Origin of the sequence: Azonexus hydrophilus DSM 23864 (assembly GCF_000429605.1) — a bacterium.
In the GTDB taxonomy this organism is placed as follows: Bacteria; Pseudomonadota; Gammaproteobacteria; order Burkholderiales; family Rhodocyclaceae; genus Azonexus; species Azonexus hydrophilus.
Window position 1 is genome coordinate 68960 of the sequence record NZ_KE386926.1, and the last position, 21975, is coordinate 90934.

Annotated in this window: 25 protein-coding genes; 11 read left to right on the top strand and 14 right to left on the bottom strand. The window is 66.0% G+C overall.

The window, feature by feature from the left end; translation table 11 throughout:
• Positions 1 to 3 precede the first annotated feature (3 nt).
• Together G471_RS0115425 and rsxA are read right to left on the bottom strand one after the other, a co-directional pair.
• Positions 4 to 531: an RnfABCDGE type electron transport complex subunit B gene (locus tag G471_RS0115425; protein ID WP_028996121.1), complete on the bottom strand. Its 528-nt coding sequence runs from the start codon at positions 529 to 531 to the stop codon at positions 4 to 6.
• Positions 532 to 543: 12 nt separating this feature from the next.
• A complete protein-coding gene (gene rsxA / locus G471_RS0115430) occupies positions 544 to 1122 on the bottom strand; it encodes an electron transport complex subunit RsxA (RefSeq protein WP_028996122.1) in 579 nt (192 codons plus the stop codon).
• Positions 1123 to 1397: 275 nt separating this feature from the next.
• On the opposite strand from rsxA, the gene nifL reads away from it, so the two are divergent.
• The 6 genes from nifL (at position 1398) to G471_RS0115460 (ending at position 6103) form a co-directional block, all read left to right on the top strand.
• Complete coding sequence (nifL, locus tag G471_RS0115435) at positions 1398 to 2918, top strand: nitrogen fixation negative regulator NifL (RefSeq protein WP_028996123.1); 1521 nt, start codon at positions 1398 to 1400, stop codon at positions 2916 to 2918.
• A 14-nt stretch (positions 2919 to 2932) separates the two neighbouring features.
• Positions 2933 to 4546: a nif-specific transcriptional activator NifA gene (gene nifA / locus G471_RS0115440; protein WP_081700311.1), complete on the top strand. Its 1614-nt coding sequence runs from the start codon at positions 2933 to 2935 to the stop codon at positions 4544 to 4546.
• A gap of 119 nt (positions 4547 to 4665) precedes the next feature.
• Positions 4666 to 4995 (top strand): (2Fe-2S) ferredoxin domain-containing protein, encoded by a 330-nt coding sequence (locus G471_RS0115445; RefSeq protein ID WP_028996125.1) that lies wholly within the window; start codon positions 4666 to 4668, stop codon positions 4993 to 4995.
• 4 nt (positions 4996 to 4999) lie between these two features.
• Complete coding sequence (locus G471_RS0115450; RefSeq protein WP_028996126.1) at positions 5000 to 5266, top strand: nitrogen fixation protein NifZ; 267 nt, start codon at positions 5000 to 5002, stop codon at positions 5264 to 5266.
• Between the two features lies 1 nt (position 5267).
• Positions 5268 to 5801 carry a flavodoxin gene (locus G471_RS0115455; RefSeq protein WP_028996127.1) on the top strand — a complete coding sequence of 178 codons (534 nt, stop codon included), beginning with the start codon at positions 5268 to 5270 and terminating at the stop codon, positions 5799 to 5801.
• On the top strand, positions 5798 to 6103 hold the full coding sequence (locus G471_RS0115460) for a hypothetical protein (RefSeq protein WP_028996128.1): 306 nt from the start codon (positions 5798 to 5800) through the stop codon (positions 6101 to 6103). The genes G471_RS0115455 and G471_RS0115460 overlap by 4 nt, the downstream gene beginning before the upstream one ends.
• Positions 6104 to 6109: 6 nt before the next feature.
• Here the strand turns inward: G471_RS0115460 and G471_RS0115465 are convergent, their stop codons facing one another.
• From G471_RS0115465 to G471_RS18510, 3 genes are read right to left on the bottom strand one after another with little or no spacing between them, the layout of a single operon-like run.
• Positions 6110 to 6757: a hypothetical protein gene (locus G471_RS0115465; RefSeq protein WP_028996129.1), complete on the bottom strand. Its 648-nt coding sequence runs from the start codon at positions 6755 to 6757 to the stop codon at positions 6110 to 6112.
• A 1-nt stretch (position 6758) separates the two neighbouring features.
• Positions 6759 to 7694 (bottom strand): GlxA family transcriptional regulator, encoded by a 936-nt coding sequence (locus G471_RS18025; RefSeq protein ID WP_043421920.1) that lies wholly within the window; start codon positions 7692 to 7694, stop codon positions 6759 to 6761.
• Between the two features lie 13 nt (positions 7695 to 7707).
• A complete protein-coding gene (locus tag G471_RS18510; RefSeq protein ID WP_028996130.1) occupies positions 7708 to 8058 on the bottom strand; it encodes a hypothetical protein in 351 nt (116 codons plus the stop codon).
• Between the two features lie 268 nt (positions 8059 to 8326).
• Between G471_RS18510 and G471_RS0115480 the strand changes: the two genes are divergently transcribed.
• On the top strand, positions 8327 to 8863 hold the full coding sequence (locus tag G471_RS0115480) for a hypothetical protein (RefSeq protein WP_028996131.1): 537 nt from the start codon (positions 8327 to 8329) through the stop codon (positions 8861 to 8863).
• Between the two features lie 27 nt (positions 8864 to 8890).
• Here G471_RS0115480 and G471_RS0115485 read toward each other — a convergent pair whose 3' ends face one another.
• Entirely contained in the window at positions 8891 to 10234 is a 1344-nt protein-coding gene (locus G471_RS0115485; protein WP_028996132.1) for a (Fe-S)-binding protein, read from the bottom strand.
• A gap of 126 nt (positions 10235 to 10360) precedes the next feature.
• A complete protein-coding gene (locus G471_RS0115490; protein ID WP_028996133.1) occupies positions 10361 to 11086 on the bottom strand; it encodes a uracil-DNA glycosylase family protein in 726 nt (241 codons plus the stop codon).
• Between the two features lie 84 nt (positions 11087 to 11170).
• On the opposite strand from G471_RS0115490, the gene G471_RS0115495 reads away from it, so the two are divergent.
• The 4 genes from G471_RS0115495 (at position 11171) to G471_RS0115510 (ending at position 15713) form a co-directional block, all read left to right on the top strand.
• Positions 11171 to 12583 (top strand): aminotransferase-like domain-containing protein, encoded by a 1413-nt coding sequence (locus tag G471_RS0115495; protein WP_028996134.1) that lies wholly within the window; start codon positions 11171 to 11173, stop codon positions 12581 to 12583.
• 109 nt (positions 12584 to 12692) lie between these two features.
• Positions 12693 to 14084 (top strand): cytochrome c oxidase accessory protein CcoG, encoded by a 1392-nt coding sequence (gene ccoG, locus G471_RS0115500; protein ID WP_028996135.1) that lies wholly within the window; start codon positions 12693 to 12695, stop codon positions 14082 to 14084.
• 106 nt (positions 14085 to 14190) lie between these two features.
• The gene (locus tag G471_RS0115505; RefSeq protein WP_028996136.1) at positions 14191 to 15015 is read left to right on the top strand and encodes an AraC family transcriptional regulator; all 825 of its coding nucleotides are present in this window, start codon (positions 14191 to 14193) and stop codon (positions 15013 to 15015) included.
• A 68-nt stretch (positions 15016 to 15083) separates the two neighbouring features.
• Complete coding sequence (locus tag G471_RS0115510; RefSeq protein ID WP_028996137.1) at positions 15084 to 15713, top strand: LysE family translocator; 630 nt, start codon at positions 15084 to 15086, stop codon at positions 15711 to 15713.
• Here the strand turns inward: G471_RS0115510 and G471_RS18035 are convergent.
• The 7 genes from G471_RS18035 to G471_RS0115545 all read right to left on the bottom strand — a co-directional run bounded on the left by G471_RS18035 (position 15621) and on the right by G471_RS0115545 (position 21773).
• Positions 15621 to 16382 carry an HAD family hydrolase gene (locus tag G471_RS18035; RefSeq protein WP_051295545.1) on the bottom strand — a complete coding sequence of 254 codons (762 nt, stop codon included), beginning with the start codon at positions 16380 to 16382 and terminating at the stop codon, positions 15621 to 15623. The genes G471_RS0115510 and G471_RS18035 overlap by 93 nt on opposite strands.
• Before the next feature lie 15 nt (positions 16383 to 16397).
• Positions 16398 to 17213, bottom strand: coding sequence for a phosphodiesterase (locus G471_RS0115520; RefSeq protein ID WP_028996138.1), 816 nt, complete (start codon positions 17211 to 17213; stop codon positions 16398 to 16400).
• A gap of 9 nt (positions 17214 to 17222) precedes the next feature.
• Complete coding sequence (locus G471_RS0115525; RefSeq protein ID WP_028996139.1) at positions 17223 to 18260, bottom strand: ABC transporter ATP-binding protein; 1038 nt, start codon at positions 18258 to 18260, stop codon at positions 17223 to 17225.
• A complete protein-coding gene (locus G471_RS18040) occupies positions 18257 to 19081 on the bottom strand; it encodes an ABC transporter permease (RefSeq protein WP_043421925.1) in 825 nt (274 codons plus the stop codon). The genes G471_RS0115525 and G471_RS18040 overlap by 4 nt, the downstream gene beginning before the upstream one ends.
• A 9-nt stretch (positions 19082 to 19090) precedes the next feature.
• Positions 19091 to 19903 carry an ABC transporter permease gene (locus tag G471_RS0115535; protein ID WP_028996140.1) on the bottom strand — a complete coding sequence of 271 codons (813 nt, stop codon included), beginning with the start codon at positions 19901 to 19903 and terminating at the stop codon, positions 19091 to 19093.
• Between the two features lie 62 nt (positions 19904 to 19965).
• Positions 19966 to 20988: an ABC transporter substrate-binding protein gene (locus tag G471_RS0115540; protein ID WP_245580575.1), complete on the bottom strand. Its 1023-nt coding sequence runs from the start codon at positions 20986 to 20988 to the stop codon at positions 19966 to 19968.
• The gene (locus G471_RS0115545; RefSeq protein WP_043421927.1) at positions 20985 to 21773 is read right to left on the bottom strand and encodes a DeoR/GlpR family DNA-binding transcription regulator; all 789 of its coding nucleotides are present in this window, start codon (positions 21771 to 21773) and stop codon (positions 20985 to 20987) included. The genes G471_RS0115540 and G471_RS0115545 overlap by 4 nt, the downstream gene beginning before the upstream one ends.
• Between the last annotated feature and the right edge of the window lie 202 nt (positions 21774 to 21975).

Below are 21975 nucleotides of genomic sequence, written 5' to 3' on the forward strand. Positions count from 1 at the left end.
CTCTCAGGCCAGGCGGGGCTTGGGCATCACCCAGTGTTGCAGGGTGACCGGCACCGGTTTCATGACCAGCGCCTCGGTCGGACATTTTTCGATGCAGGCTTCGCAGCCGGTACAGGCTTCGCGGAAGACGTTGTGGATCTGTTTCGGCCCGCCGAGGATGGCGTCAGTCGGGCAAACTCGGGCGCAGCGGCAGCAGCCGATGCACAGCTCCTCGGCAACCGTGGCGATTTTCGGACCGTCGTCGCCGAGCGCCGAGAGATCGACGGTCAGGCCGAGCTTGGCGGCAATCGCCGAAACCAGCGCCTTGCCACCGGGCGGGCAGCAGGTGGCCGGAGCAGTCCCGGCGACAATGGCTTCGGCCGCACCGACGCAACCGGGATAACCACACTGGCCGCAATTGGAACCGGGCATCAGGTCGACCAGTTCATCGACGATGGGATTGCCCTCGACCTTGAGGAACTTGTTGGCGATGCCCAACGCGATGCCGAGGATGGCACCGAGCACGGTCAGGCTGAGGATGGCGGCGATCATGGCAGTCCTCCCTTAAACATTGAGGCCCGAGAAGCCCATGAAGGCCAGGGCGAGCAGGCTGATGGTGATGAAGGCAACGGGCGCCCCGGCAAAGGCGGCCGGCACGCGGGCCAGCGCCACGCGTTCGCGCAGGCCGGCAAAGATCAGCAGCACCAGCGTGAAGCCGAGTGCCGAGCCGAAACCGTAGAGCAGGCTCTTGAACAGGCTGAACTCCTGCTGGACGTTGAGCAGCGCGACACCGAGCACGGCGCAGTTGGTGGTGATCAGCGGCAGGTAGATACCCAGCGACTGGTACAGCCCGGGACTGGTCTTCTTGACGAACATCTCGGTGAATTGCACGACCGACGCAATCACCAGGATGAAGGTCAGGATGCGCAGGTAGCCCAGACCGAGCGGCTGCAGCAGCCAGTTGTCGAGCATCCACGAGGCGGCGCTGGCCAGCATCAGCACGAAGGTCGTCGCCAAACCCATGCCGAAGGCGCTATCGACACTTTTCGATACGCCCATGACCGGACACAGGCCAAGGAATTTGATCAACACGACATTGTTGACCAGTGCGGTGGAGAGCAGCAGTAACAGGATTTCGCTCATGGACGGAAGACTCGGGTTGGACCTCGCCGACTTCATTGCATAAGCCGTGCCATCGCCGGGATTCCCCGCCCCATGCCCGTCCAGCCCCGTTTTTGGAGGCAACACACCAAATTGGTGCATTACAGGCAAAACAATTTGTCGCAAAGCCCACAGAAAATTGTCGAATTCACGCCGAGACCACGACAAACAGGGCCTTTGCAGCAAACCGCACAAGGCGGCATGGAATCTGCTTTTAACCGATCCAGACCCTTACCGGCCCTTTCCGGAGTTAGATCATGTCGGCTCAGCCCCTGACCCAGAACGACCTCAAAGACATCCTGCCGCCCGAGGTCTATCGCCAGGCAGTTCATCAGGCCGACCTGGCCATTTCGATCACCGATCCGTCGGCTCGCATCCTCTATGCCAACGACAGCTTCAGCCGGATCACCGGCTACAGCGCCGAGGACATCGTCGGCCTGAACGAATCCGTACTCTCCAATCACACCACACCGCCGGCGCTGTACGCCGACATGTGGGCCTCGCTCAAGGCCCGCCGGCCGTGGTCGGGCAAGCTGCTCAACAAGCGCAAATGCGGCGGTACCTATCTCGCCGAACTGTCGATCACGCCGGTCGTCAACGACAAGGGTGAAATCACCCATTTCCTGGGCATGCACCGCGACATCACCGAACTGCATCGGCTGGAGCGCACGGTGCTCAACCAGAAGCAGTTGATCGAATCGGTGATCGACGCCTCGCCGGTGGCCTTCGCCCTGCTCGACCCGACCGGCCGCGTGGTCCTCGACAACCACGCCTACAAGAAACTGCTCACCGACATGCGGGTCAAGGAGCCGGCGCACCGTCTGCTCGATGCCCTGGCACCGGAATGGTACGAAGCCCTGGCCAGCGACCCCAGGCTCTGCGAATTCAGCAACCGCGAAATGCGCGTCGACAGCCCCGGCGGCCGCGCCCGCTGGTTGTCGGTCAGCGCCTCGGTGATCGCCATGCACAGCGAATGCGCCGACAGCTACTTCTGCGCCGCCGGCCAGCCCGGCCTGCTGCTGGTCATTTCCGACATCACCAACCTGCGCGAGGAACAGGAACGAGCCAAGGGCGCCGCGCTGAAAGCTTCGCTGGCCGAGGAAGAACGCACGGCGGCGATCCGCGAAGGGCTGTCGGCGGCGGTGTTCCGCCTGGAAGAGCCGCTCAACGTCATGGCTTCGGCAGTCGCCGTGCTCCAGCGCCGCGATCCGGCCAGCGCCGAAATGCTCAGGCACGCGCTCGACAACAGCCGCGAGCACATCGAATCGCTGCGCCAGGTGATCCCGCAAAGTCCGCATGAAATCCTCATCCGGGTGAATCTCAACGAAATCCTGCGCGACGTGCTCGAAGTGTGCACGCCGCGCCTGCTCAGCGCCGGCATCACCGTCGACTGGCAACCCTCGGCGGTGCTGCCGCCACTGAACGGCCGGCCACTGCAATTGCGCATGCTGTTCAAGGCCCTCGTTGAAAACGCCATCGAAGCCATGAACGTCAAGGGCTGGCCGCGCCGCGAACTGCAGATCAAGAGTGAAGTCGTCGATGACTGCCTGCGCGTCGCCATCCTCGACAGCGGCCCGGGCATTCCGATGGAGTGGCGGCACAAGGCCTTCGAGCCTTTCTTCACAGCCAAGAACGGCAGTGGAAAACACATCGGCACCGGCTTGTCGCGGGCCCAGCAGGTCGTCGCCGACCACGGCGGCATCATCGATCTCGACGAAAGTCCGGCTGGCGGCTGCGCCGCCATCGTCGAATTCCGCGTCGACGGCGACCCGATCTGAGCAGGACACACAACATGCACGACCACCACACCCTCCACGCTGCCGACGAATGCCCACCCCCGGGCGGCTACTGTCGAACGCACGAACTGAACATCCTGCTACTGTCGGCGCTGTACGCGGTCAGCCGCGTGCTCAGCCGCTCGCTGGCCTTCAACGAAACCCTGCACGACCTGCTGCGCGTGCTGCACGACGAAGCCGGGCTGAGCCGCGGTCTGATCGGCGTCGTCGATGCCGAAAGCGGCAAGCTGGCCATCCATACCATCTACAACCCCGACGGCCCGAGTGCCGACAGCGCCCAATACGGCCCCGGCGAAGGCATCATCGGCCTGATCCTGGAAAAGCCCCGCACCTTCAAGCTGGAACGCGTCGCCGACGAACCGCGCTTCCTCAACCGGGTCGGGCTGTACGAACCGGAACTGCCCTTCATCGCCGTGCCGATCAAGGTCGGCGGCAACCTCCAGGGCGTCCTCGCGGTCCAGCCGGAGGCACCGGAAGACGGCCTGCTCGAGGAACGAGCCCAGTTCGTCGAGATGGTCGCCAACCTGATCGGCCAGAGCCTGAAGCTATCGCTTGACGTTCAGCAGGAAAAATCGACCTTGCTCGAAGAACGCGACCTGCTGCGCCGTACCGTCCGCCACCAGCACGGTTTCGACAGCATGGTCGGACGCTCGGCGGTGATGCGCCGGGTCTTCGAACAGGCGCGCATGGTCGCCAAGTGGAACACCACCGTGTTGATCCGCGGCGAAACCGGCACCGGCAAGGAACTGATCGCCAACGCCATCCACTACAACTCGCCGCGCGCGCGCAACATGCTGGTCAAGCTCAACTGCGCCGCGCTGCCCGAGAACCTGCTCGAATCCGAACTCTTCGGCCACGAACGCGGCGCCTTCACCGGCGCCGTCGAAGCGCGCAAGGGCCGCTTCGAACAGGCCAACGGCGGCACGCTGTTCCTCGACGAAATCGGCGAAGTCTCGGCGGCCTTCCAGGCCAAGCTGCTGCGCATCCTGCAGGAAGGCGAGTTCGAACGCGTCGGCGGCAGCAAGACGATCAAGGTCGATGTGCGCATCATCGCCGCCACCCACCGCGATCTGGAAACCGCCGTCGAGATGGGCGACTTCCGCGAGGACTTGTTCTACCGGCTGAACGTCATGCCGCTGTTCCTGCCGCCGCTACGCGAGCGCATCGAGGACATCCCGGAAATCGCCCGCCACCTGCTGACCAAGATCGGCAACGACCAGAAGCGCAAGCTGACGCTCAGCGACATGGCCCAACGCCGCCTGGCCAGCCACGACTGGCCGGGCAACGTGCGCGAACTGGAAAACTGCCTGGAACGCGCCGCGGTACTCTCTGAAGACGGCATGATCGACGTCGACCTGATCCGCTTCCCGAGCAGCCGCGAGCGCAGTTCGGCCCGACCGCTGAAGACCACTGCGCCAAACAGCGAGATGCCGCCAGCCGCCAGCGAAGTGGATATCAACGATCCCTCGCTGTCCGAGCGCGAACGCGTCATCGCCGCGCTCGAACAGGCTGGCTGGGTCCAGGCCAAAGCCGCCCGCATTCTCGGCATGACGCCGCGTCAGATCGCCTACCGCATCCAGACGCTGAACATCGAGGTCAAGCAGTTCTGAGCCCGACACCCGACACTGTCGTAAACGCGACAACACAAACCAACCGCAAACCATTGAAAACGCTTGAATAAGCGCTGGCATCTTCCTTGCAGCGCTGAGACATCAACAAGGAGAACACCATGCCCAAACCGAAGAAACATGTCCTCGTCTGCGTCCAGGGCCGTCCCGCCGGTCACCCGCGCGGTTCCTGCCAGGAAAAGGGCTGCGGCCAGACCTGGCAGGCCTTCCAGGACGAATTCACCGCCCGCAACCTGTGGAACGCCGGCTTTCAGCTGACCAACACCGGCTGCCTCGGCCCCTGCCATCTCGGCACCAGCGTCATCGTCTATCCGGAAGGCACCATGTACGTTGGCGTCAAGCCCGAGGATGTCGGCGCGATCATCGACGAGGACCTGATGTTTGACCAGCCGGTCGAACGCCTCAAGGCCCCCGCCGACGTCTGGGCCTGAGATCATGGGAACCGTCCCGTACGAAATCGGTGACCTGGTCTACGCCGCCGAAGACCTGTTCAACGACGGCGGCATGCCCGGTGTCGATGACGAGGACGCGCTGCTGGTCGCCACCGGCACGCGCGGCGTGGTGGTGCATTTCGGCCACACCGAACTCGAACCGATCCAGGAAATCTATCTGGTGCGCTTTGAAAACGGTCCCGACGGCACGCTCGGCGACCCGATCGGCGTGCTGCCCGAAGAACTGACGCAGGAAGTCGTGGCGGCCTGAAATGGACAAGATCGGCATCTTCTTCGGTACCGACACCGGCCGCACCCGGCTGGTCGCCAAGCAGATCGCCAAGAAGCTCGGCGAGGTGGCTGCCGCACCGGTCAACATCGGTCGCACCACCCTCGCCGACTTCCTTGCTCATGACCGCCTGATCGTCGGTAGCCCCACCCTGGGCGACGGCGAGCTGCCCGGCGAATCGACCGGCTTGAGCCAGCCAAGCTGGGAGGAATTTCTGCCGCAACTGGCCGACGCCGACCTGTCCGGCAAAACCATTGCCATCTTTGGCCTCGGCGACCAGCAGAAATACCCGGACGAATTCGTCGACGCCATCGGCATCCTCCACGACGCCTTCGTCGCCTGTGGCGCGACGGTGGTTGGCCGCTGGCCGGTGGTCGGTTACGAATTCAAGGCCTCGCGGGCAGTCGACGGCCAGCACTTCCTCGGTCTGGCCATCGACCAGCACCACCAGGCGATGCTCAGCGAAAGCCGTATCGACGCCTGGCTGGAACAGATCAAACCGGAGTTGCTGCGATGAATACCAACCCCTGGTCACTACCCAAGGACCGCTCGCTGCGCCGGCTGCTCGTCAGCCTCGACGAAAAACTGGGCGACGCCTGTGACGTCGCCCCCGACAACGGCGGCGATCCCAACATCGTCACCCTGCGCCACAGCGAACTGGACCGCCTGCGCGCCCACGTATACCTGCACGGCCAGCGCCCCGGCACCTACGGTGTCTTCTTCGAATACCCGCACCCGGTACCCGGCATCCTCGAAACCGAGGAAAACCTGCCGCTCCCCAAGGCCCTGGCCAGCTTGGCGCTGCATTTCGACGCCTGAAGCGGCTCAGTCGGCGGCCACGTCGGCCAGCACCCGGACCGGCAAGCCGCCGATGCTGCGCACCGCATCGAGCAGTGCGACCTCGCCAGCAGCTTCGCCACGAAAGCGGCGCAGATGCACCCAGCCGCCGTCCCGCACGGAAACCCGGTAGGTATCGGGGCCATCACTTTCGTCGCACACCGACCATTCGCCCAGCGCCGCCCATTCGATGAAGAATTCGCCGATTTCGCCGGCCATCCACAAGCGGCCCATCGCCTCCGCGACACCGGGCAAGGCGAGCAGCGCATGGCGCGACACCAGCACGCCGTCGCTGCGCAGCTCGATCCAGTTCTTGCCGCAGGCGTAGCGCCAGGGTGCAGTCACCACCGGTCCGCCCGCCGCCGCCACCAGCTTGCCCTGCATCCATTCCGCTGCCAGCGCCGGCGGCAGACGACGCAGACGCCGATGGTATTGGCGGACCAGCACCGCCAGTCCGGCCAGCGGCAGCAAGCTCAGCCCGAGGCCAAGCAGCAGGCCGGCCTCGCTGACCTGTCCGACCACGGCAAAACCGATGAACGGACCGGCCAGTGCGGTCGCCAGACAAGCGAGGATCGCCCCCAGGCGAGGCTTGGGCGCGGCCGGCAGCGGCGTGCGCTTGTAAGGATGGTCGGCCATCTCAGCCGCCCCCCTGCCCCGGCGTTCCCGGTGCATGCTGTTTCCACACCCGGCGCAGGTCGCGCGCCGAGGCGAAGCCGGCGCCCTCGGCGGCGCGCTCGACGCTCTGCCCCTGGGCGATCAGCTGGCGCGCCAGCTCGACGCGCAAGCCGTGGCGGTAATCGAGCAGGCCGATCCCGGCCTCGTTGCGGAACAGCCGGCTGAGGTGACGCGGGCTGACATGCACCTGTGCAGCAATCTCGCTCACCGAGATATCCGCCGCCGGGTCGCGGGCGATCAGGTCCTGCGCCTTGTGCACCGCCGGGTGCAGGTGGTTGCGATGGGCCAGCCAGGGCGACAGCTGCGGGTCGGCGCCGGTGCGCCGCAGGTAGATCACCATCCGCCGCGCCACCTGCGTCGCCAGCAAGCCGCCGGCAAAGCGTTCGACGATGGCCAGCGCCAGGTCCACGCCGCCGGCGATGCCGGCCGAGGTGAACACCGATCCGTCCTCGACGAACATCCGGTTTTCCAGCACCTGCGCCTGCGGCGCCCAGTCGCGCAGCATGGCGATCAGCGCGTGGTGCGTCGTGCACCGGTGGCCGTCGAGCAGGCCGGCGCGCGCCGCCAGCAGCGAGCCCGAGCAGATGCAGGCGAGCCGGTGGCGGGCCGGGTCGAACTGCGCGTGCAGCCAGTCGATGATCGCCAGCGCCGCCGGCGTCGCGTAATCGCGCGGCTCGTCCTCGGTGCCGAGCAGGAAAACCAGGGTGTCGTCGGCCAGCGTCTGCGGCAACGGATCGACACGATTGATCACGCCCAGCGAATTGACGCACTCGGCCTGCGGCCCGGCCACGCACAGGCGGAACGGCGCGCCGGCCTGCGCCGCCATGTGGATGACCTCGGCCGGCCCGGCGAAATCGAAGGCCGTGTGTTGCGGATGCAGGATGAACAGCATGTCCATGGAAAACTCCCGATCAGGCCGGACGCAGCAAACCCGGCGCGTCCGCCGCGCCAGTGTCGCACGAAGCACCGCCCGGCAGCTCGGCGACCCAGCCGAGGCGACGCAATTCGGCCACCAGCCCGGCAGCGCCGACGCCAGCCACGATCACCCGCGACGCCCGCCGCCGCCACAACCAGAAGTGCAGCGCCAGCGGCACGCCGGCCCCGGCGAAGCGCCGCTCGACCGGCACCGGCCAGCCCTCGGCAGCCCCCAGCGCCACCGCCGCCGCGCCCTGCCACCAGCGCGCGAACAACCTCCGCGACAGCGGCGAATCGGCATCGAGCCCGGCCGGCGGCGGCAACAACAACAGGACTTCGCGCTCCATGATCGTCTCCCGTGACGGTTTCCCTGGAGACGAAGCTTAGGCGGGCAGCAGAACCGGCGACAGACCGGAACGGGACCGGAAGCGGACGGAATCGGACATGTTTTTTGCTAAAGGTTGGCCAAAAACAACGCAAAATGACAAATAGCTTCCCTGCAGGCAAAATACCAAGGCTGCTAGCCGTCTAATGAGAGAGACCTGAGTGACCACTCTCGCGGCCGAGCCGGGTCACGCATCCCCAGCTTGTAGCTCGACAACGACTGGAATCGCCTTGATCATCCGCTACGCCAACAGCCTGTTTAAAACTGCGGCAAGCTTGCCGTTCACGCTCTTTTCAGTCATCAACCTATTCCCGCTTGGTACTGCGACAGCGGAAGGCTGGTTCGCCTTTCTGACCATGCTGATGATTACGCTCGTCTGCGCATTTACGGAGTTCCGTGATCGGGCAACCTATCTGGAAATCCAGTCCCGAGCCGGAAAGCTCATCCTGACTCGCCCGTATTTTCTGCTGTTCAAACGGAAATACTTGTTCAAAATCGAAGAGTTTTCATCAGTACGTTCTTACATCGTCACAGGTCCGGGAAAAACAAGAAACCTGGTCGAACTCGTTACCAGCCACGGAGGCGAGGCGCTTCCCGTAGCCGAGTTCCCCTGCCAATGGTCCACGCCATCGAAATTTGACGAATCTGCCGCTGCGAAAAACTTGCGCCGAGCCATCGCTCAAGAACTGAAGATTGAGGATGCAGGCTTCCTCGGCGCACGCTGGCAGGGTGCGTATCTTTCTCCAAGAACCAGACACATCGACTAAATCTCGCGGAGTAACCCCAAAAAATTTTCAGCAGCCCAGTGCCCGTTCCAGCAACACCGCCACATGCACCGCCTGGCGCCCGCTGCCGTCCTTGATCTGGTGCCGGCAGGAAAAGCCGTCGGCAACGATCACGGTATCGGCGCTGGCGGCGCGCACCGCAGGCAGTAGCGCGAGTTCGCCCATCCGTACCGAAGCATCGTGGTGTTCGGCTTCCAGGCCGAAGCTGCCGGACATGCCGCAGCAACTGGCGTCGATGATCTCGAACTCGAATTCCGGAATCCAGCCGAGCACCTTCTTCACCGACTTCATCGCGCCGAAGGCCTTCTGGTGGCAGTGGCCATGCACCAGCGCGCGGCCGCCGGGGATGGGCTTGAGGTCGAGCTTCAAGCCCTTGTTGCCTTCGCGCATCAGGAATTCCTCGAACAGGAAGGCCTGTTTCGAGAGCTGGCCGACCTCGGGGCCGAGTCCGAGGCTGTAGAACTCGTCACGCAGCGCCAGCAGGCAGGAGGGTTCAAGGCCGACGATGGGCGTGCCGGCGGTCAGCGCCGGGGCGAGCGCGGCCATCACCCGGCGCGCTTCGACTTTGGCTTCCTCGACCATGCCTTGCGACAGGTAGGTTCGGCCGCAGCACAGCGGGCGCTCGGGTTCACCGTCGGTTTTTTCCGGTTCGAGCACCTCGACCGCGTAACCGCCGGCGCGCAGCACTTTCAACGCGGCGGCGGCGATTTCGGGCGTGTAGTAGTGGGTGAAGGTGTCGACGAAGAGCACGACCTTGCCGCGTTCACCGGTCGTTGGCGCGGCGTCGCCCTGGAAGCCGGCGCCGACGATCTGCGGGATCGGCCGCCGGGCCGAGATGCCGAGCCAGCGCTCGGCGAGCTTCGCTACCCAGGGCGAATTGTTGCGCAGCCGTACCAGCGCCTGCAGCGTCGGCCGCCACTCATGCAGCCAGCGCGGCAGCGCGCCGAACAGCCGGGCCCGGCGCGGCACGCCCTGGCGTTCGTTCTTCTGCGCCAGGTATTCGGTCTTGATCAGCGTCATGTCGACCGCGCTCGGACATTCCTTCTTGCAGCCCTTGCACGACACGCAGAGGTCCATCGCGACGGCGAGGTCGGGGTGGGCGAAGGGATCGTCGCCGAGCTCACCGTTGAGCGCCGCCTTGAACGCCTTGACCCGGGCGCCGGTCGAATGCGCCGGGTCGTGCGTGATGCGGTAACTCGGGCACATCACGCCCTTGCCGTCGCGCTGGCACTGGTGGTTGTTCATGCACACCGCCACCGCCTTGGCGTAGTTGCCGCCGGTGGCGGGAATGCCGGCGTAGGCGTCGCCGACGCCATAGGTGTCGTAGGCCGACCAGTCGAGATGGGTTTTCATGCCAGTCAGGCAAGCAAAACCAGCGCCACAACAAATAGCTGTAAAATCAAGGAACTACCAGCCACCACCTCTGTTGCATTCCTGACAATGCAGAAATCGCGATGCCCTTGGACGTCGCCCCGCTACTCAGGCCGGCCACAAGCCCAGGTCGACCATCTGCCGGGTGGCTTCCGGCGCCCAGCCGCGATTGGCGGCCGGGCTGGCCGGGCTGGGGTGGAGGATGCGACCGAAGCGGACCGGCAGACCGGCCAGGGCGATGGTGGCGCGCTTCTCGGCCCAGGCACCGACGCCGATCACCCATTCCGCCTGTAGCGCCTCGACCATGCGCCGCAGGTGGGCGTCGCAGGCAGCCTGCAACGGCCCGGCTTCGGCGGCAGGCAGTTTGTCCGGGGTCAGGTTGCGGCCTTCGTCGAAGAAGACCAGCGGGCAATAATTGGCGACGAAATGCTCGGCAAAGAAGGCTTCCGGGGTGCCGAAGCGTTCGCGGAACAGGCCCCACAGGCGCTGCCCGCTGACTTCGCCGCGCTTGCAGGCAAAGCCGTCCACCGGCTTCTTGGGATTTTCCAGCGCCGGCTTGCCAACCGCGCCGGACAGGCCGAGCCAGTCACGCACTGCGGCGATCTCGCCAAACGGCACGCCGGTCTGGGCCATGCCGAACGGGCCGGGATTCATGCCAAGGAAGACGATCCGCTTCTTGTTGCTGCCAAAACGCTCCAGGTAGGCGCGATGCACCGTCCAGGCGTAGTCGAGCGGGTTATAGACATGGCTGACCGGCGCAGCGAAGCGCATCGCATCGACTTCGCGGGAAAGGGTCTGGGCTGCCTCAACGAGGCGGGAGGCAATGGCAGTCATCGGCGGAAGGGGTAACGGTGAAAGGCCGGGATTATCCCAGATATCCAGCCGATGGCCGGCGGACGGACCTGATAACATCCGGCCATGAGCCGCTACCGGGAACTCGCTGCGCACACCGAAAAGCTGATCGCCGACGGCCTGCTTCGTCCGGGCGAGCGCCTGCCCTCGGTCCGCAGCGCCTGCCGCAGCCATGGCGTCAGTCCGATCACGGTGACCCAGGCCTACTACCTGCTGGAGAGTCGCGGGCTGATCGAAGCGCGGCCGAAGTCGGGCTATTTCGTTCGCGCCCGGCTGGGCCAGCGCCTGGCCGAGCCGGCGATGAGCCACCCGGTCGGCGGCTCGACGCAACTTCAGGTCAGCGATTTCATTTTCCAGATCCTGGACAGCGTGCGCGATCCGGCGGTGGTTCCGCTCGGTTCGAGCTTTCCCGACCCACGACTGTTTCCGCTCGACAAGCTGGGGCGTCATCTGGCCAATGCTGCCCGCCGCTTCGATCCGCTGGCCAGCCTCAGCGACCTGCCGCCGGGCAACGAGGAGCTGCGCCGGCAGTTGGCGCTGCGCTACCTGGCGCTCGGCGCCGACGTCTCGCCGCAGGAGATCGTCATCACTTCGGGCGCCATGGAAGGGCTCAATCTCTGCCTGCAGGCGGTCACCCGGCCCGGCGACCTGATCGCCGTCGAATCGCCGACGTTCTACGCCGGCCTGCAGGCGAGCGAACGGCTCGGGCTCAAGGTCATCGAGATTCCCAGCCACCCCCGCGCCGGGGTCAGCCTACCAGCGCTGGCCGAGGCCTTGCGCCGGCATCCGGTCAAGGCCTGCCTGTTCATGCTCAATTTCGCCAACCCCACGGGCAGCCGGGTCGCCGACGAACACAAGCTGGAACTGCTGGAACTGCTCGGGTGCCACGAGGTGCCACTGATCGAGGACGATGTTTACGGCGAACTGCATTTCGGCCCGCAAGCGCCGCTGTGCAGCAAGGCTGCCGACCGGCGCGGGCTGGTCATGCATGTCTGTTCGTTCGCCAAGAGCCTGGCGCCGGGATACCGGATCGGCTGGGTCGCTGCCGGCCGTCACGCGCGCAGCATCCAGCGCCAGAAGCTGTCGCTCAGCCTGGCGACGACGGTGCCGGTGCAGATCGCCATCGCCGATTACCTCAGACAGGGCGGCTACGAAAACCATCTACGTCGTCTGCGCAATACGCTGGCCGCGCGGGAAGCGGCGCTGGTCGAAGCGATCGAGCAGCATTTCCCGTCCGCCACCCGGCTGGCGCGCCCGCAGGGCGGTTATTTCCTGTGGCTGGAACTGCCGCCCCAGGTCGATACCCTGCGCCTCCACCAGCAAGCGCTGGCGCAAGGCATCAGCATCGCCCCGGGACCGATCTTTTCGGCCAAGCGGGAGTTCGGCCACTATCTGCGGCTCAATTTCGGCCACCCCGACACCGCAGCAATGACGGCGGCAACGGCGGTTCTCGGCCAGTTGATCGAACAGCAGTTGTAGCCGGCAATCTGTGCCTATCGGAAATCACGGCATCTGAATCTGTTCCCATTCCAGGCCGAGTGATTTACTCCGCCCGATCGTCTCGACATCGCGACCGGAAGGAAACGGAATGCACAAACCCATCACCAAAGCCCAGGAAGCCAGGCTGGCCTTCTATCGGAAAAAGGGAAAAATACACGCCAGAGCCACCGCGGGGAAATTCAACCGCCTGCGCTGGGCCATGGTCTGGCTGACCCAGATCGTTTTCTACGGTAGTTGCTGGCTGAGCTGGGAGACGAACGGGGTGACGCGGCAAGCCGTCCTGCTCGATATCGCGCACGAGAAGTTCTACCTGTTCGGCCTCGTCCTCTGGCCGCAGGACGCCCTGCTGATGGCTTTTGGCCTGATCCTGGCGGCGACGGCCTTGTTCTTCGTGACCGCCATCGCCGGCCGCCTGTTCTGCGGCTTTGCCTGCCCGCAAACGGTGTACACCGCGATCTTCACCTGGATCGAGGCCAGGGTGGAAGGCGACCACCTGGCTCGCCTGAAACTCGACCAGAGTCCGCCAAGTGGCCGCAAACTCGGGCTCAAGGCGATCAAGCACGGCTTGTGGCTGCTCTTCGCCGCCTGGACGGCGATCACCTTCGTCGGCTACTTCACCCCCATCCGCGAACTGCTGCCGGCCTTGCCGGCGGGCCGGCTGGGCCCCTGGGAGAGCTTCTGGCTCATCTTCTACGCGGCCTTCACCTACGTCCAGGCCGGTCTGGCGCGCGAGGCCGTGTGCCAGCACATGTGCCCCTACTCCCGCTTCCAGGGCGTGATGTTCGACCCGGACACCCGCAACGTCGCCTACGACCCGGCCCGTGGCGAACCGCGCAACAGCCGCCGTCAGGCCGGTAGCAGCGGTGACTGCGTCGATTGCGGCATTTGCGTGCAGGTCTGCCCGACCGGCATCGACATCCGCGACGGCCTGCAGTACCAGTGCATCAACTGCGGCCTGTGCATCGACGCCTGCGACCAGGTGATGGACAAGATCGGCGCGCCGCGCGGACTGATCCGCTTCATGTCCGAACGCGAAGTTGGCGGGGCAACGCCAACCAGGGGCTGGATCGGGCGACCCCGCGTGGCCGCCTACGCCGCCCTGTTGCTGGTGTGCTCGCTGCTCGCCGGGTGGACGCTGGCCGAGCGCTCGCTGCTGCTGGTCGATGTACTGCGCGACCGCGGTGCCCTGCACCGGGAAACCGCCGACGGCACGATCGAAAACGCCTACACGCTCAAGCTGATGAATCTCGACGAGAACCGTCGCAGCTTCACGGTCGATGTCAGCGGCCCGGCCAATATCAGCATCGTCGGCGAACGGGAGTTCACCGTCGAGGCCGGCAGCATCCGGCCGGTTTCCCTGACCGTCGCCGTCCCCGCCGACAGCGGCGCCAGCGGCATCCAGCCGATCCAGTTCCGGGTCTGGGACCAAGACCGGCCAGCAAGCTCGGTGCTGGAAAAGAGCAGTTTTGTCCTGCCTTGAGGGGCAGTGGAACCAAGCGGCGGCTCAGCCCGATTCGTGCAGCTTGATGAGCGGCTGACCGGCAAACTCTCCGCGCGACAGGCAAGATTCCTGAGAAAATCGCCGCATGCAAGCAAGCCCCCGCCCTGTAGCGGCCAGCCGGCCGCACTTCCACCGAACGCCCGCCCTGCCTTTCGTCGAAGCACGCAGTGCCGCCGACTCGCAGGCCTGCTACCGACCGCATGCCCACGCCGAATGGTCGATCGGCGCGGTCGACGCCGGCAGCAGCCGATTTTCCGTCGGCGCGGAGGAGCGTCGGCTCGTCCCCGGCGACCTGGTCGTCATTCCGCCCGAGCGCGTCCATGCCTGCAACCCGCAGGCGCATGGTCGCTGGAGCTATCGCATGCTCTACATCGACGCAGACTGGATGGCCGACTTCCTGGCGACGACCCCGTTCGCTGCCGCATTGACCGACGCTGCCTGGCGGCACGCCCGCTCCCCGCTCGCCTACCGTCGCTTCGCCGAGGTTTTCGCGGCAGTCCGCACCGGCGCCGATGCCGGCCGTTTTGCCGAGGCCCTCGGCCAGTTGTTCGTCGCACTGAGCGAACCGCTCGCCGTCGCGCCGCCAATCGACGCCCTGCCGCCCGCCATCGCCAACGTCCGCGACTGGCTGGACGCGCATTGCGACGCAAGCATTCCGCTCACCGAACTCGCCGCCCGCGCCGGCCTCAGCCCCTACCAGTTGATCCGCCGTTTCGTCCGCCACACCGGCATGACGCCGCACGCCTATCAACTCGACCGCCGCATCCAGCGCGCCCGCCGCCTGCTCGCCGCCGGCACGCCGATCTGCGATACCGCGCTGGCTACCGGCTTTGCCGACCAGAGCCACTTCCACCGCAGCTTCCGCGAACGCGTCGCGGCCACCCCGGGGCAGTACGCCAGGCGGCGCTGAGCCGCGCAATTTCGTCCAAGACCGACCGGCACCGGCTGGCGATACTCCGCCCATTTGCGGAAGCCGCCATGCCCTTCGACTTCACCCAGTTCGGCCTCGTCGCCAGCGCCCACTTCGTCGCCCTGCTCAGCCCCGGGCCGGATTTCTTCCTGATCATGCGCACGCGCATCGTGCACGGCCTGCGCCCGGCCATCGCCACCAGCCTCGGCATCGCGCTGGCCAACGCCGCCTACATCGCCCTGGCGCTGACCGGCGTGTCACTCCTGGCGCAGTGGCCGCAACTGTTTGCTGTGCTGAAGTGGGCCGGCTGTCTCTATCTGGTCTGGCTCGGCCTGCTGTTCCTGCGCAGCGACGGTCGGCTGCCGATCACCGACGCAGCCCCCTCGGCGACGACAAAACACTTTGCCCGACTGGCACCGCATCTGCTGCAGGGTTTCCTCTCCGGCATCCTCAACCCGAAGAACTCGCTGTTCTACGCCCTGCTCTTCGGCGCCCTCATCGCGCCAAACACGCCGGCCGGCGAACAGGCGCTCTACGGCCTGTGGATGGCGAGCATCGTCTTCGCCTGGGACGCCCTGATCGCCCATAGCGTCGGCCAGCCCCGGCTACTGGCCTGGTTCCACCGCCATCTGCGCGGCATCGAGCGGGTCTCCGGCGTAGTCATGCTTGCCATCGCCGCCGGCATCGTCATGCGCTGAAGCCGGCCAGGCCCGCCATTGCTGCACCGGCCAGCCCAGGCGGTGGGCGTGCGCGGTCAGCGCCGGGTCGGCATTGACCGCACAGGGCAGCGTGGCCAGTTCGAGCAGCGGCAGGTCATTGTGCGAGTCGGAATAGGCGTGCACCTGCGCGAATCCGGCCAGGTTCAGCCCCTGCCCGGCCAGCCAGGCCTCGACCGCAGCCGGCTTGCGCGGGCCGAAGCTGATCTCGCCGACGATGCGCCCGCTCAGGCGGTCGCCGACGATTTCGGCGCGCGGCGCGATCAGCGCCAGCGGCCCGAACAGCTCGGCAATCCCGGCGGCGAGAAAGTCATGGGTCGCGGTGACGATGGCCAGCCGGTCGCCGCGCTGGCGATGCGCGTCGACGCTGGCGAAAGCGGTGCGCGAAATGCGCGGTGCGATCGCCTCGGCGACGAAACGGTCGCGCCAGCCCCGCCATTCGGCGAGCGGCCGGGTGCTCAGCAGCGACAGGTGAAAAGCCAGGTAGGCGCCGATGTCCAGGCTGCCCGCCTCGTAGCGTGCGTACTCTGCGGCCTGGCGCTGCAGCACGTCGGCAGGCAGTTGCCCGGCAGCAACCAGGTAAGCCAGCCAGAGGCTGTTGCTGTCGCCGTCGAGCAGGGTGTGGTCAAGATCGAAAAGTGCCAGATGCATGCTTGTTGGTGCCGCTCAGTCGATGAGCGCGCCGCTTTCGTCGAAGAAGGGATAAGGACCGGCGAAATCGCCGATGTTCGCGACATGGCTGACCAGCACGCCGTCGTGCCAGCGGTGCAGCATGAAGCCCGGCGGTTCCATGCGGAAACCGCTGGGCGCCTGTTCGCGCAGGTCGAGCGCGACCTGGTGGGCGGTACTCGGGCAGGTCAGCGCCGCACGGCCGCCGACCATGGCGTGGATGGTCCGGTGCAGGTGACCGCACAGCACCCGCTGCACCTGCGGATGCTGCTCGAGGAGCCGGGCAAAGGCCGCGCGGCCGCGCAGGCCGATGCGGTCCATGTGGCCGATGCCGGTGGCGAAGGGCGGATGGTGCATCAGGATCAGCGTCGGCGCCGCCGGCCGTTCGGCCAGCGTGCGTGCCAGCCAATCAAGGCGCTCGGCGCAGAGTTCGCCGCCGCCCTGGCCGGGCACCAGGGTATCGAGGCCGACGATGCGCAAGGGGTAATCGTCGATCGCGAACTGCAGGAATCCCGAGGCCGGGAAATAACCGGCCGGCGCGAAGGCGCGGCGCATCGCCTCGCGTTCGTCGTGATTGCCGGGAACGACGACCAGCGCTTGCGGCAAGGGCGCCAGGATGGCTTGCAGGCAGGCATATTCCTCGGCACTGCCGACATCGACCAGATCGCCGGTGAGGACCACCAGATCGGGTTGCGGATCGAGTTTGCGCAGCGCGTCCACTGCCGCCTTGAGGCAGGCAGCGGTATCGACCCGACCGTAAGCTAGGCGGCCAGCGTTCTTGATGTGGGTATCGGTGAGTTGGGCAATCAGCATCGTTGTCTCCTAGAGCACCATCAGGCCGTGCCGCTCGACGGCCAGCGCGACCGTTTCGCCGTGCCGGTATTCGCGGCGGGCCGGGGTTTCGAGGACCAGCGGCCGTTCCTCGCCGACATCGACGAACAAGCGTACATGGTCGCCGCAGAAAAAGGCCGCGCTGACCGTGCCGCGCAGGCTGGCCGCCTCGCCTTCGGCGGCGATGCGCGTGTCTTCCGGCCGAAAGAGGATTTCCCGGGCCGTCGCCGGCAGCTCCGGCCAGACGACGTAGCCACCAGGGCAACGGAAGACTTCGCCCTCGGCATGGCCGCTCAGGCGGTTCATCGTGCCGATGAATTCGGCCACGTAACGCGAGGCCGGCCGCTGGTAGATGTCGCGCGGCGCGCCGACCTGGGCGATGCGCCCGTGGTCCATGACGACGATGCGGTCGCCCAGCGCCATCGCCTCGGCCTGGTCGTGGGTGACGTAGATCGCGGTGATGCCCAGTTCGCGCAGCAGGCTGTCGATTTCGAAGCGCAGGGTGTCGCGCAGCTTGGCGTCGAGCGCGGTCAGCGGCTCGTCGAGCAGCAAGGCGCGCGGCCGCACGGCCAGCGCCCGGGCCAGCGCGACGCGCTGGCGCTGGCCCCCGGAAAGCTGGTCGATGCTGCGGTCGGCCAGCCGTTCGATACGCATCAGGGCGAGCATCTCGCCGACCCGGGCACGCTGTTCGGCGGCCGACTGGCGACGCAGGCGCAACCCGTAGGCGATGTTCTCGGCCACGGTCATGTTCGGAAACAGCGCGTACGACTGGAACACCATGCCGACGTTGCGCTTCTCGATCGGCAGCGCGGTGACATCCTCGCCACCGAACAGGACCCGGCCGCCGGCATCGGGCTGTTCGAGGCCGGCGATCAGGCGCAGCGTGGTCGTCTTGCCGCAACCGGACGGTCCGAGCAGGACCAGGGTTTCGCCGGCGGCAATGGCCAGGTCGACCGGTTCCAGCGCACGCGTACCGTCGGTGAAGGTCTTGGCGCAGTTTTCCAGGTAGATGGGGACGGCTTGCATCATGAATCGTTCTCGGCAGAAGAGTCGCGCTCGGCGAAGACGGTGCGGCGCGGCCGGGCCAGCGCCTGCAGGGCGAGCAGCAGGGGGGTGATGAGCAGGAAGAAGATCAGCGTGTAGGCGCTGCCGATCTCCAGGCGCAAGGAAGCGTAGGCGTCGGCCAGGCCGACCGGCAGGGTCTTGGTGAATGGCGTATGGAGCAGCCAGGTCATGTTGAATTCGCCCATCGACAGCGTCACCACCATCAGCGCGCCGGCCAGGATGCCGTTGCGGCAGTTGGGCAGGACGATGTCGCGGAAACGCTGGGCGAAACCGGCGCCGAGCGAGGCGGCGCCCTCTTCCAGCGTCGGCAGGTCGATCACGCTGAGCACGGCGAGTACCGAGCGGACCATGAAGGGCAGCGTGAACAGCACGTGGCCGACCAGGATGAAGGCGGCCGAGGTGCGAAAACCGGCCAGGCCGCCGTAGGCGACGATCAGGCCGAGCGCCGTGGCCAGCCCGGGAACGGCCACCGGCAGCATCAGCAGTTCCTCGATGGCGCGGGCCAGGCGGCCGCGCGAGCGGGCCAGCAGATAGGCCAGCGGCACGCCGAGCAGCAGCGTCAGTACTAGGCAGGCGAGCGCCAGCCCGAGCGACAGGAACAGCGTATCGCGGTAGCCGTCCCAGACCTCGAGGACCCAGCGCAGCGTCAAGCCGCTTTCCAGGCCGACGAAGTAGTTGACCGTCAAACCAGCGAGGATGGACATCACCACCGGGACGACGAGAAAGGCGCAGACCGCGATGGTGAAGGCGAACTGCAGGCCGTACAGGAATCTTCCGTGTTGCATCGCGCCTCCTCAACCGGCCGCGGCCACGGTGCTGCCCGAGGCGCTGCGCGCCACGGCCAGCGCCAGCCAGGCGACTGCCCCCAGCGAAAAGCTCAGGGCGGCGGCCATGGCGATGTTGGCCGACATCGTGAATTCGGTGTAAATAACCATCGGCAGCACCTCGATCCGCGTTGCCAGCGTGAACGCGGTGCCGAAGGCGCCGACGGCAGTGGCGAAGCAGATCGCGCCGGCCGAGATCAGGGCCGGTCGCAAGCCGGGCAGGATCACGTCGCGGACCACCTGCCAGGGTGTCGCGCCGAACGAGCGGGCGGCCTCCTCGAGGCGCGGATCGAGCTTTTCGGCGGCAGCCATGATCGTCAGGATGGTCCGCGGGATCGAGAAATAGACGTAGCCCATGCACAGCCCGGCCAGCGAGTAGGCGAAGATCGGCCGCTCGCCGCCGAACATCGTGAACACTTCGCCGATGATCCCCTGGCGGCCGGCCAGCATGATTACCATGAAGCCGACGACGACGCCGGGAAAGGCCAGCGGCAGCGTCATCGCGGCGACCAGCGCGGCGCGTCCGGGAAAACGGTGGCGCTCGAGGAAGACGCCGGCGATGCTGCTGATCGCCAGGGTCAGCACGGTGGTGACGGCGGCAACGGCCAGCGTCGTCCACAGGGCGCGGAAATAATTGGCGTCGGTGACGATCGCCAGGTAGGCCAGCCAACCGCTCTCGCCACTGGCGCCGATGAAGAACAGGCGGGCCATGGGCAGGAGGAAGAAGGCGCTGAAGAACAAGGCTGCCGGCAGGAGCAGCAGCAGGAACTGACGACGGGGCATGGTGTTTCGATCGATCGACGGCGGAAAAACTGCGGGCGCCGCCAGGGGCGCCCGCAGCAGGGTCACTTCACTTCGTTGCGGTAGCGCTCGATGATCGCGGCCTGGGCGGCGGCGAGCTTCTTCAGGTCGACCGGCTTGGCGCGGGCGTATTCGCTTTCCGGCAGGAACTTGGCCTTGGCCTCGGCCGACAGCTTGTCGGCGAACACCGGGCGCAGGAAGGCATTGCCCCACATCGCCTGGCTTTCGTCGGAGAGGACGAAATCGAGCACTTTCTGGCCGTTGGCTGCATGCGGTCCGTTCTTGACCAGCCCCATCACGTACGGGAAGACCAGCGTGCCTTCCTTGGGAATGACGAAGGCGACCGGCGCCATGTCCTTGTACTGGCCGCGGTAGGCGTTGAAGTCGTAATCGAGCAGGATCGGGATCTCGCCGGAGATGACGCGGGCGTAGGAAGTCTGCTTCGGCACGATCGGCTGGTTCTTATGCAGTTCCTTGAAGAAGCGGATCGCCGGATCGAGGTTGTCGTAGCTGCCGCCGAGCGCCAGATTGATGGCCATGACGCCGAGTTGGCCGACCGCCGCCGAGGTCGGGTCGAGATAGCCGACCAGGCCCTTGTATTCCGGCTTGAGCAGGTCGCTCCAGCTTTGCGGTACCGGCTTGCCGCCGAGCGCGGCCTTGTTGACGAAGAGGCCGAGGGTGCCGGAATGGATGGTGAACCAATGACCTTCCGGATCCTTCAGGCTGGCCGGAATCTTGTCCCAACCCTTCGGCTTGTACGGCGTCAGCACGCCGGCGTCGCGCGCCGGATCGGCGGCGATGCCGCCAAGGTAGGTGACGTCGGCCACCGGACTGGCCTTCTCGGCGATCAGCGCGGCAATCGACTGGCCGGAGTTCTTGTTGTCCGGCGGCACGACGATGTTCAGGCGACTGCGAATCGCCTTCAATTGCGAACCCCAATCCGCCCATTCCGGCGGGCAGTTGTAGCAGATGGCGGTTTCCTGGGCGCTGGCGGCGCCGGCGGCGAAGAGTGCGGCGCCACCGACGAGGGCAGCGGCCAGGGTACGGACGAAACGCTTGGGCATCATGGTTGTTCTCCAGAGGTTGGGGGAAGGGTTGGCACGACAACGCGGACGCCGGCCGTCGCCAGCATCGCGCGGATCAAGGGGGGGAGCGGACGGTCGCTATAAACGGCGCTGGCATCGGTGATATGGCCGCCGCGCACGGTCGCGTCGCGGGTGAATTTGCTGTGATCGACGACCAGGAAGCGCTGCCGACAATGGCGCATCAACGATTGACGCATGGCCACCTCGTCGAGACTGAAATCGAGCAGGGTGCCGTCGGGCGCCACCGCACCGACGCCGAAAATCCCGATATCGACGCTGAAACGCGAAAAGAAGTCGTGCGCCTCACCGGCGACCACGTCGAGGTCGAGATTGCGCACCCGGCCACCGGCGACGACCAGATCGCAGTCTGGGTTGCGGGCCAGACGCATGGCGGCATTGAGGTTGTTGGTCATGACCCGCAATTGCGCATGATGAACCAGCGCCAGCGCACACAACTCGGGCGTGGTGCCGATGCCGATGAACAACGAGGCGCGTTCGGGTACATCCTCAGCGAGCAATTGGGCAATCGTCCGCTTGGCCGCCAGATTCAATTGCTGCCGCGCCGTATAGGCGAGATTCTCGCCCTGCTGCGGCAGTTCGACGCCGCCATGGCGGCGGCGTAGCAGGCCCTGATCGTTGAGCGAATTGACGTCGCGCCGGATGGTCTGCGGCGTAACGCCGAATTCGCCGGCCAGCGCGTCGATGGTCTGGAAACCTTTCTGATTGACCAGCTCGACGATTGCCCGAGCCCGTTGTTCCGCCAGCATGCCTGCCCTCTTCCGTGAAATGTCGTTGATGCGCGTTAGCGCAAGTTCGTTCGAAATAGTAGGCAGCCGACATTTCAGGAAGATTGCGTTCAAATGAAAACATTGACACTCATTTGAAACAAACCAAAGAAACACAGCAGACAGAGCGGCCAGATCGTATTTGCAACCGCCACAATCCCTGTAAGAAATCCGCCCCCCGCCG

Bases quoted from the DNA above. Each gene is read 5' to 3' on its own strand.
- G471_RS0115425 (WP_028996121.1), bottom strand. From the start codon at position 531: ATGATCGCCGCCATCCTCAGCCTGACCGTGCTCGGTGCCATCCTCGGC.
- rsxA (WP_028996122.1), bottom strand. From the start codon at position 1,122: ATGAGCGAAATCCTGTTACTGCTGCTCTCCACCGCACTGGTCAACAAT.
- nifL (WP_028996123.1), top strand. From the start codon at position 1,398: ATGTCGGCTCAGCCCCTGACCCAGAACGACCTCAAAGACATCCTGCCG.
- nifA (WP_081700311.1), top strand. From the start codon at position 2,933: ATGCACGACCACCACACCCTCCACGCTGCCGACGAATGCCCACCCCCG.
- G471_RS0115445 (WP_028996125.1), top strand. From the start codon at position 4,666: ATGCCCAAACCGAAGAAACATGTCCTCGTCTGCGTCCAGGGCCGTCCC.
- G471_RS0115450 (WP_028996126.1), top strand. From the start codon at position 5,000: ATGGGAACCGTCCCGTACGAAATCGGTGACCTGGTCTACGCCGCCGAA.
- G471_RS0115455 (WP_028996127.1), top strand. From the start codon at position 5,268: ATGGACAAGATCGGCATCTTCTTCGGTACCGACACCGGCCGCACCCGG.
- G471_RS0115460 (WP_028996128.1), top strand. From the start codon at position 5,798: ATGAATACCAACCCCTGGTCACTACCCAAGGACCGCTCGCTGCGCCGG.
- G471_RS0115465 (WP_028996129.1), bottom strand. From the start codon at position 6,757: ATGGCCGACCATCCTTACAAGCGCACGCCGCTGCCGGCCGCGCCCAAG.
- G471_RS18025 (WP_043421920.1), bottom strand. From the start codon at position 7,694: ATGGACATGCTGTTCATCCTGCATCCGCAACACACGGCCTTCGATTTC.
- G471_RS18510 (WP_028996130.1), bottom strand. From the start codon at position 8,058: ATGGAGCGCGAAGTCCTGTTGTTGTTGCCGCCGCCGGCCGGGCTCGAT.
- G471_RS0115485 (WP_028996132.1), bottom strand. From the start codon at position 10,234: ATGAAAACCCATCTCGACTGGTCGGCCTACGACACCTATGGCGTCGGC.
- G471_RS0115490 (WP_028996133.1), bottom strand. From the start codon at position 11,086: ATGACTGCCATTGCCTCCCGCCTCGTTGAGGCAGCCCAGACCCTTTCC.
- G471_RS0115495 (WP_028996134.1), top strand. From the start codon at position 11,171: ATGAGCCGCTACCGGGAACTCGCTGCGCACACCGAAAAGCTGATCGCC.
- ccoG (WP_028996135.1), top strand. From the start codon at position 12,693: ATGCACAAACCCATCACCAAAGCCCAGGAAGCCAGGCTGGCCTTCTAT.
- G471_RS0115505 (WP_028996136.1), top strand. From the start codon at position 14,191: ATGCAAGCAAGCCCCCGCCCTGTAGCGGCCAGCCGGCCGCACTTCCAC.
- G471_RS0115510 (WP_028996137.1), top strand. From the start codon at position 15,084: ATGCCCTTCGACTTCACCCAGTTCGGCCTCGTCGCCAGCGCCCACTTC.
- G471_RS18035 (WP_051295545.1), bottom strand. From the start codon at position 16,382: ATGCATCTGGCACTTTTCGATCTTGACCACACCCTGCTCGACGGCGAC.
- G471_RS0115520 (WP_028996138.1), bottom strand. From the start codon at position 17,213: ATGCTGATTGCCCAACTCACCGATACCCACATCAAGAACGCTGGCCGC.
- G471_RS0115525 (WP_028996139.1), bottom strand. From the start codon at position 18,260: ATGATGCAAGCCGTCCCCATCTACCTGGAAAACTGCGCCAAGACCTTC.
- G471_RS18040 (WP_043421925.1), bottom strand. From the start codon at position 19,081: ATGCAACACGGAAGATTCCTGTACGGCCTGCAGTTCGCCTTCACCATC.
- G471_RS0115535 (WP_028996140.1), bottom strand. From the start codon at position 19,903: ATGCCCCGTCGTCAGTTCCTGCTGCTGCTCCTGCCGGCAGCCTTGTTC.
- G471_RS0115540 (WP_245580575.1), bottom strand. From the start codon at position 20,988: ATGATGCCCAAGCGTTTCGTCCGTACCCTGGCCGCTGCCCTCGTCGGT.
- G471_RS0115545 (WP_043421927.1), bottom strand. From the start codon at position 21,773: ATGCTGGCGGAACAACGGGCTCGGGCAATCGTCGAGCTGGTCAATCAG.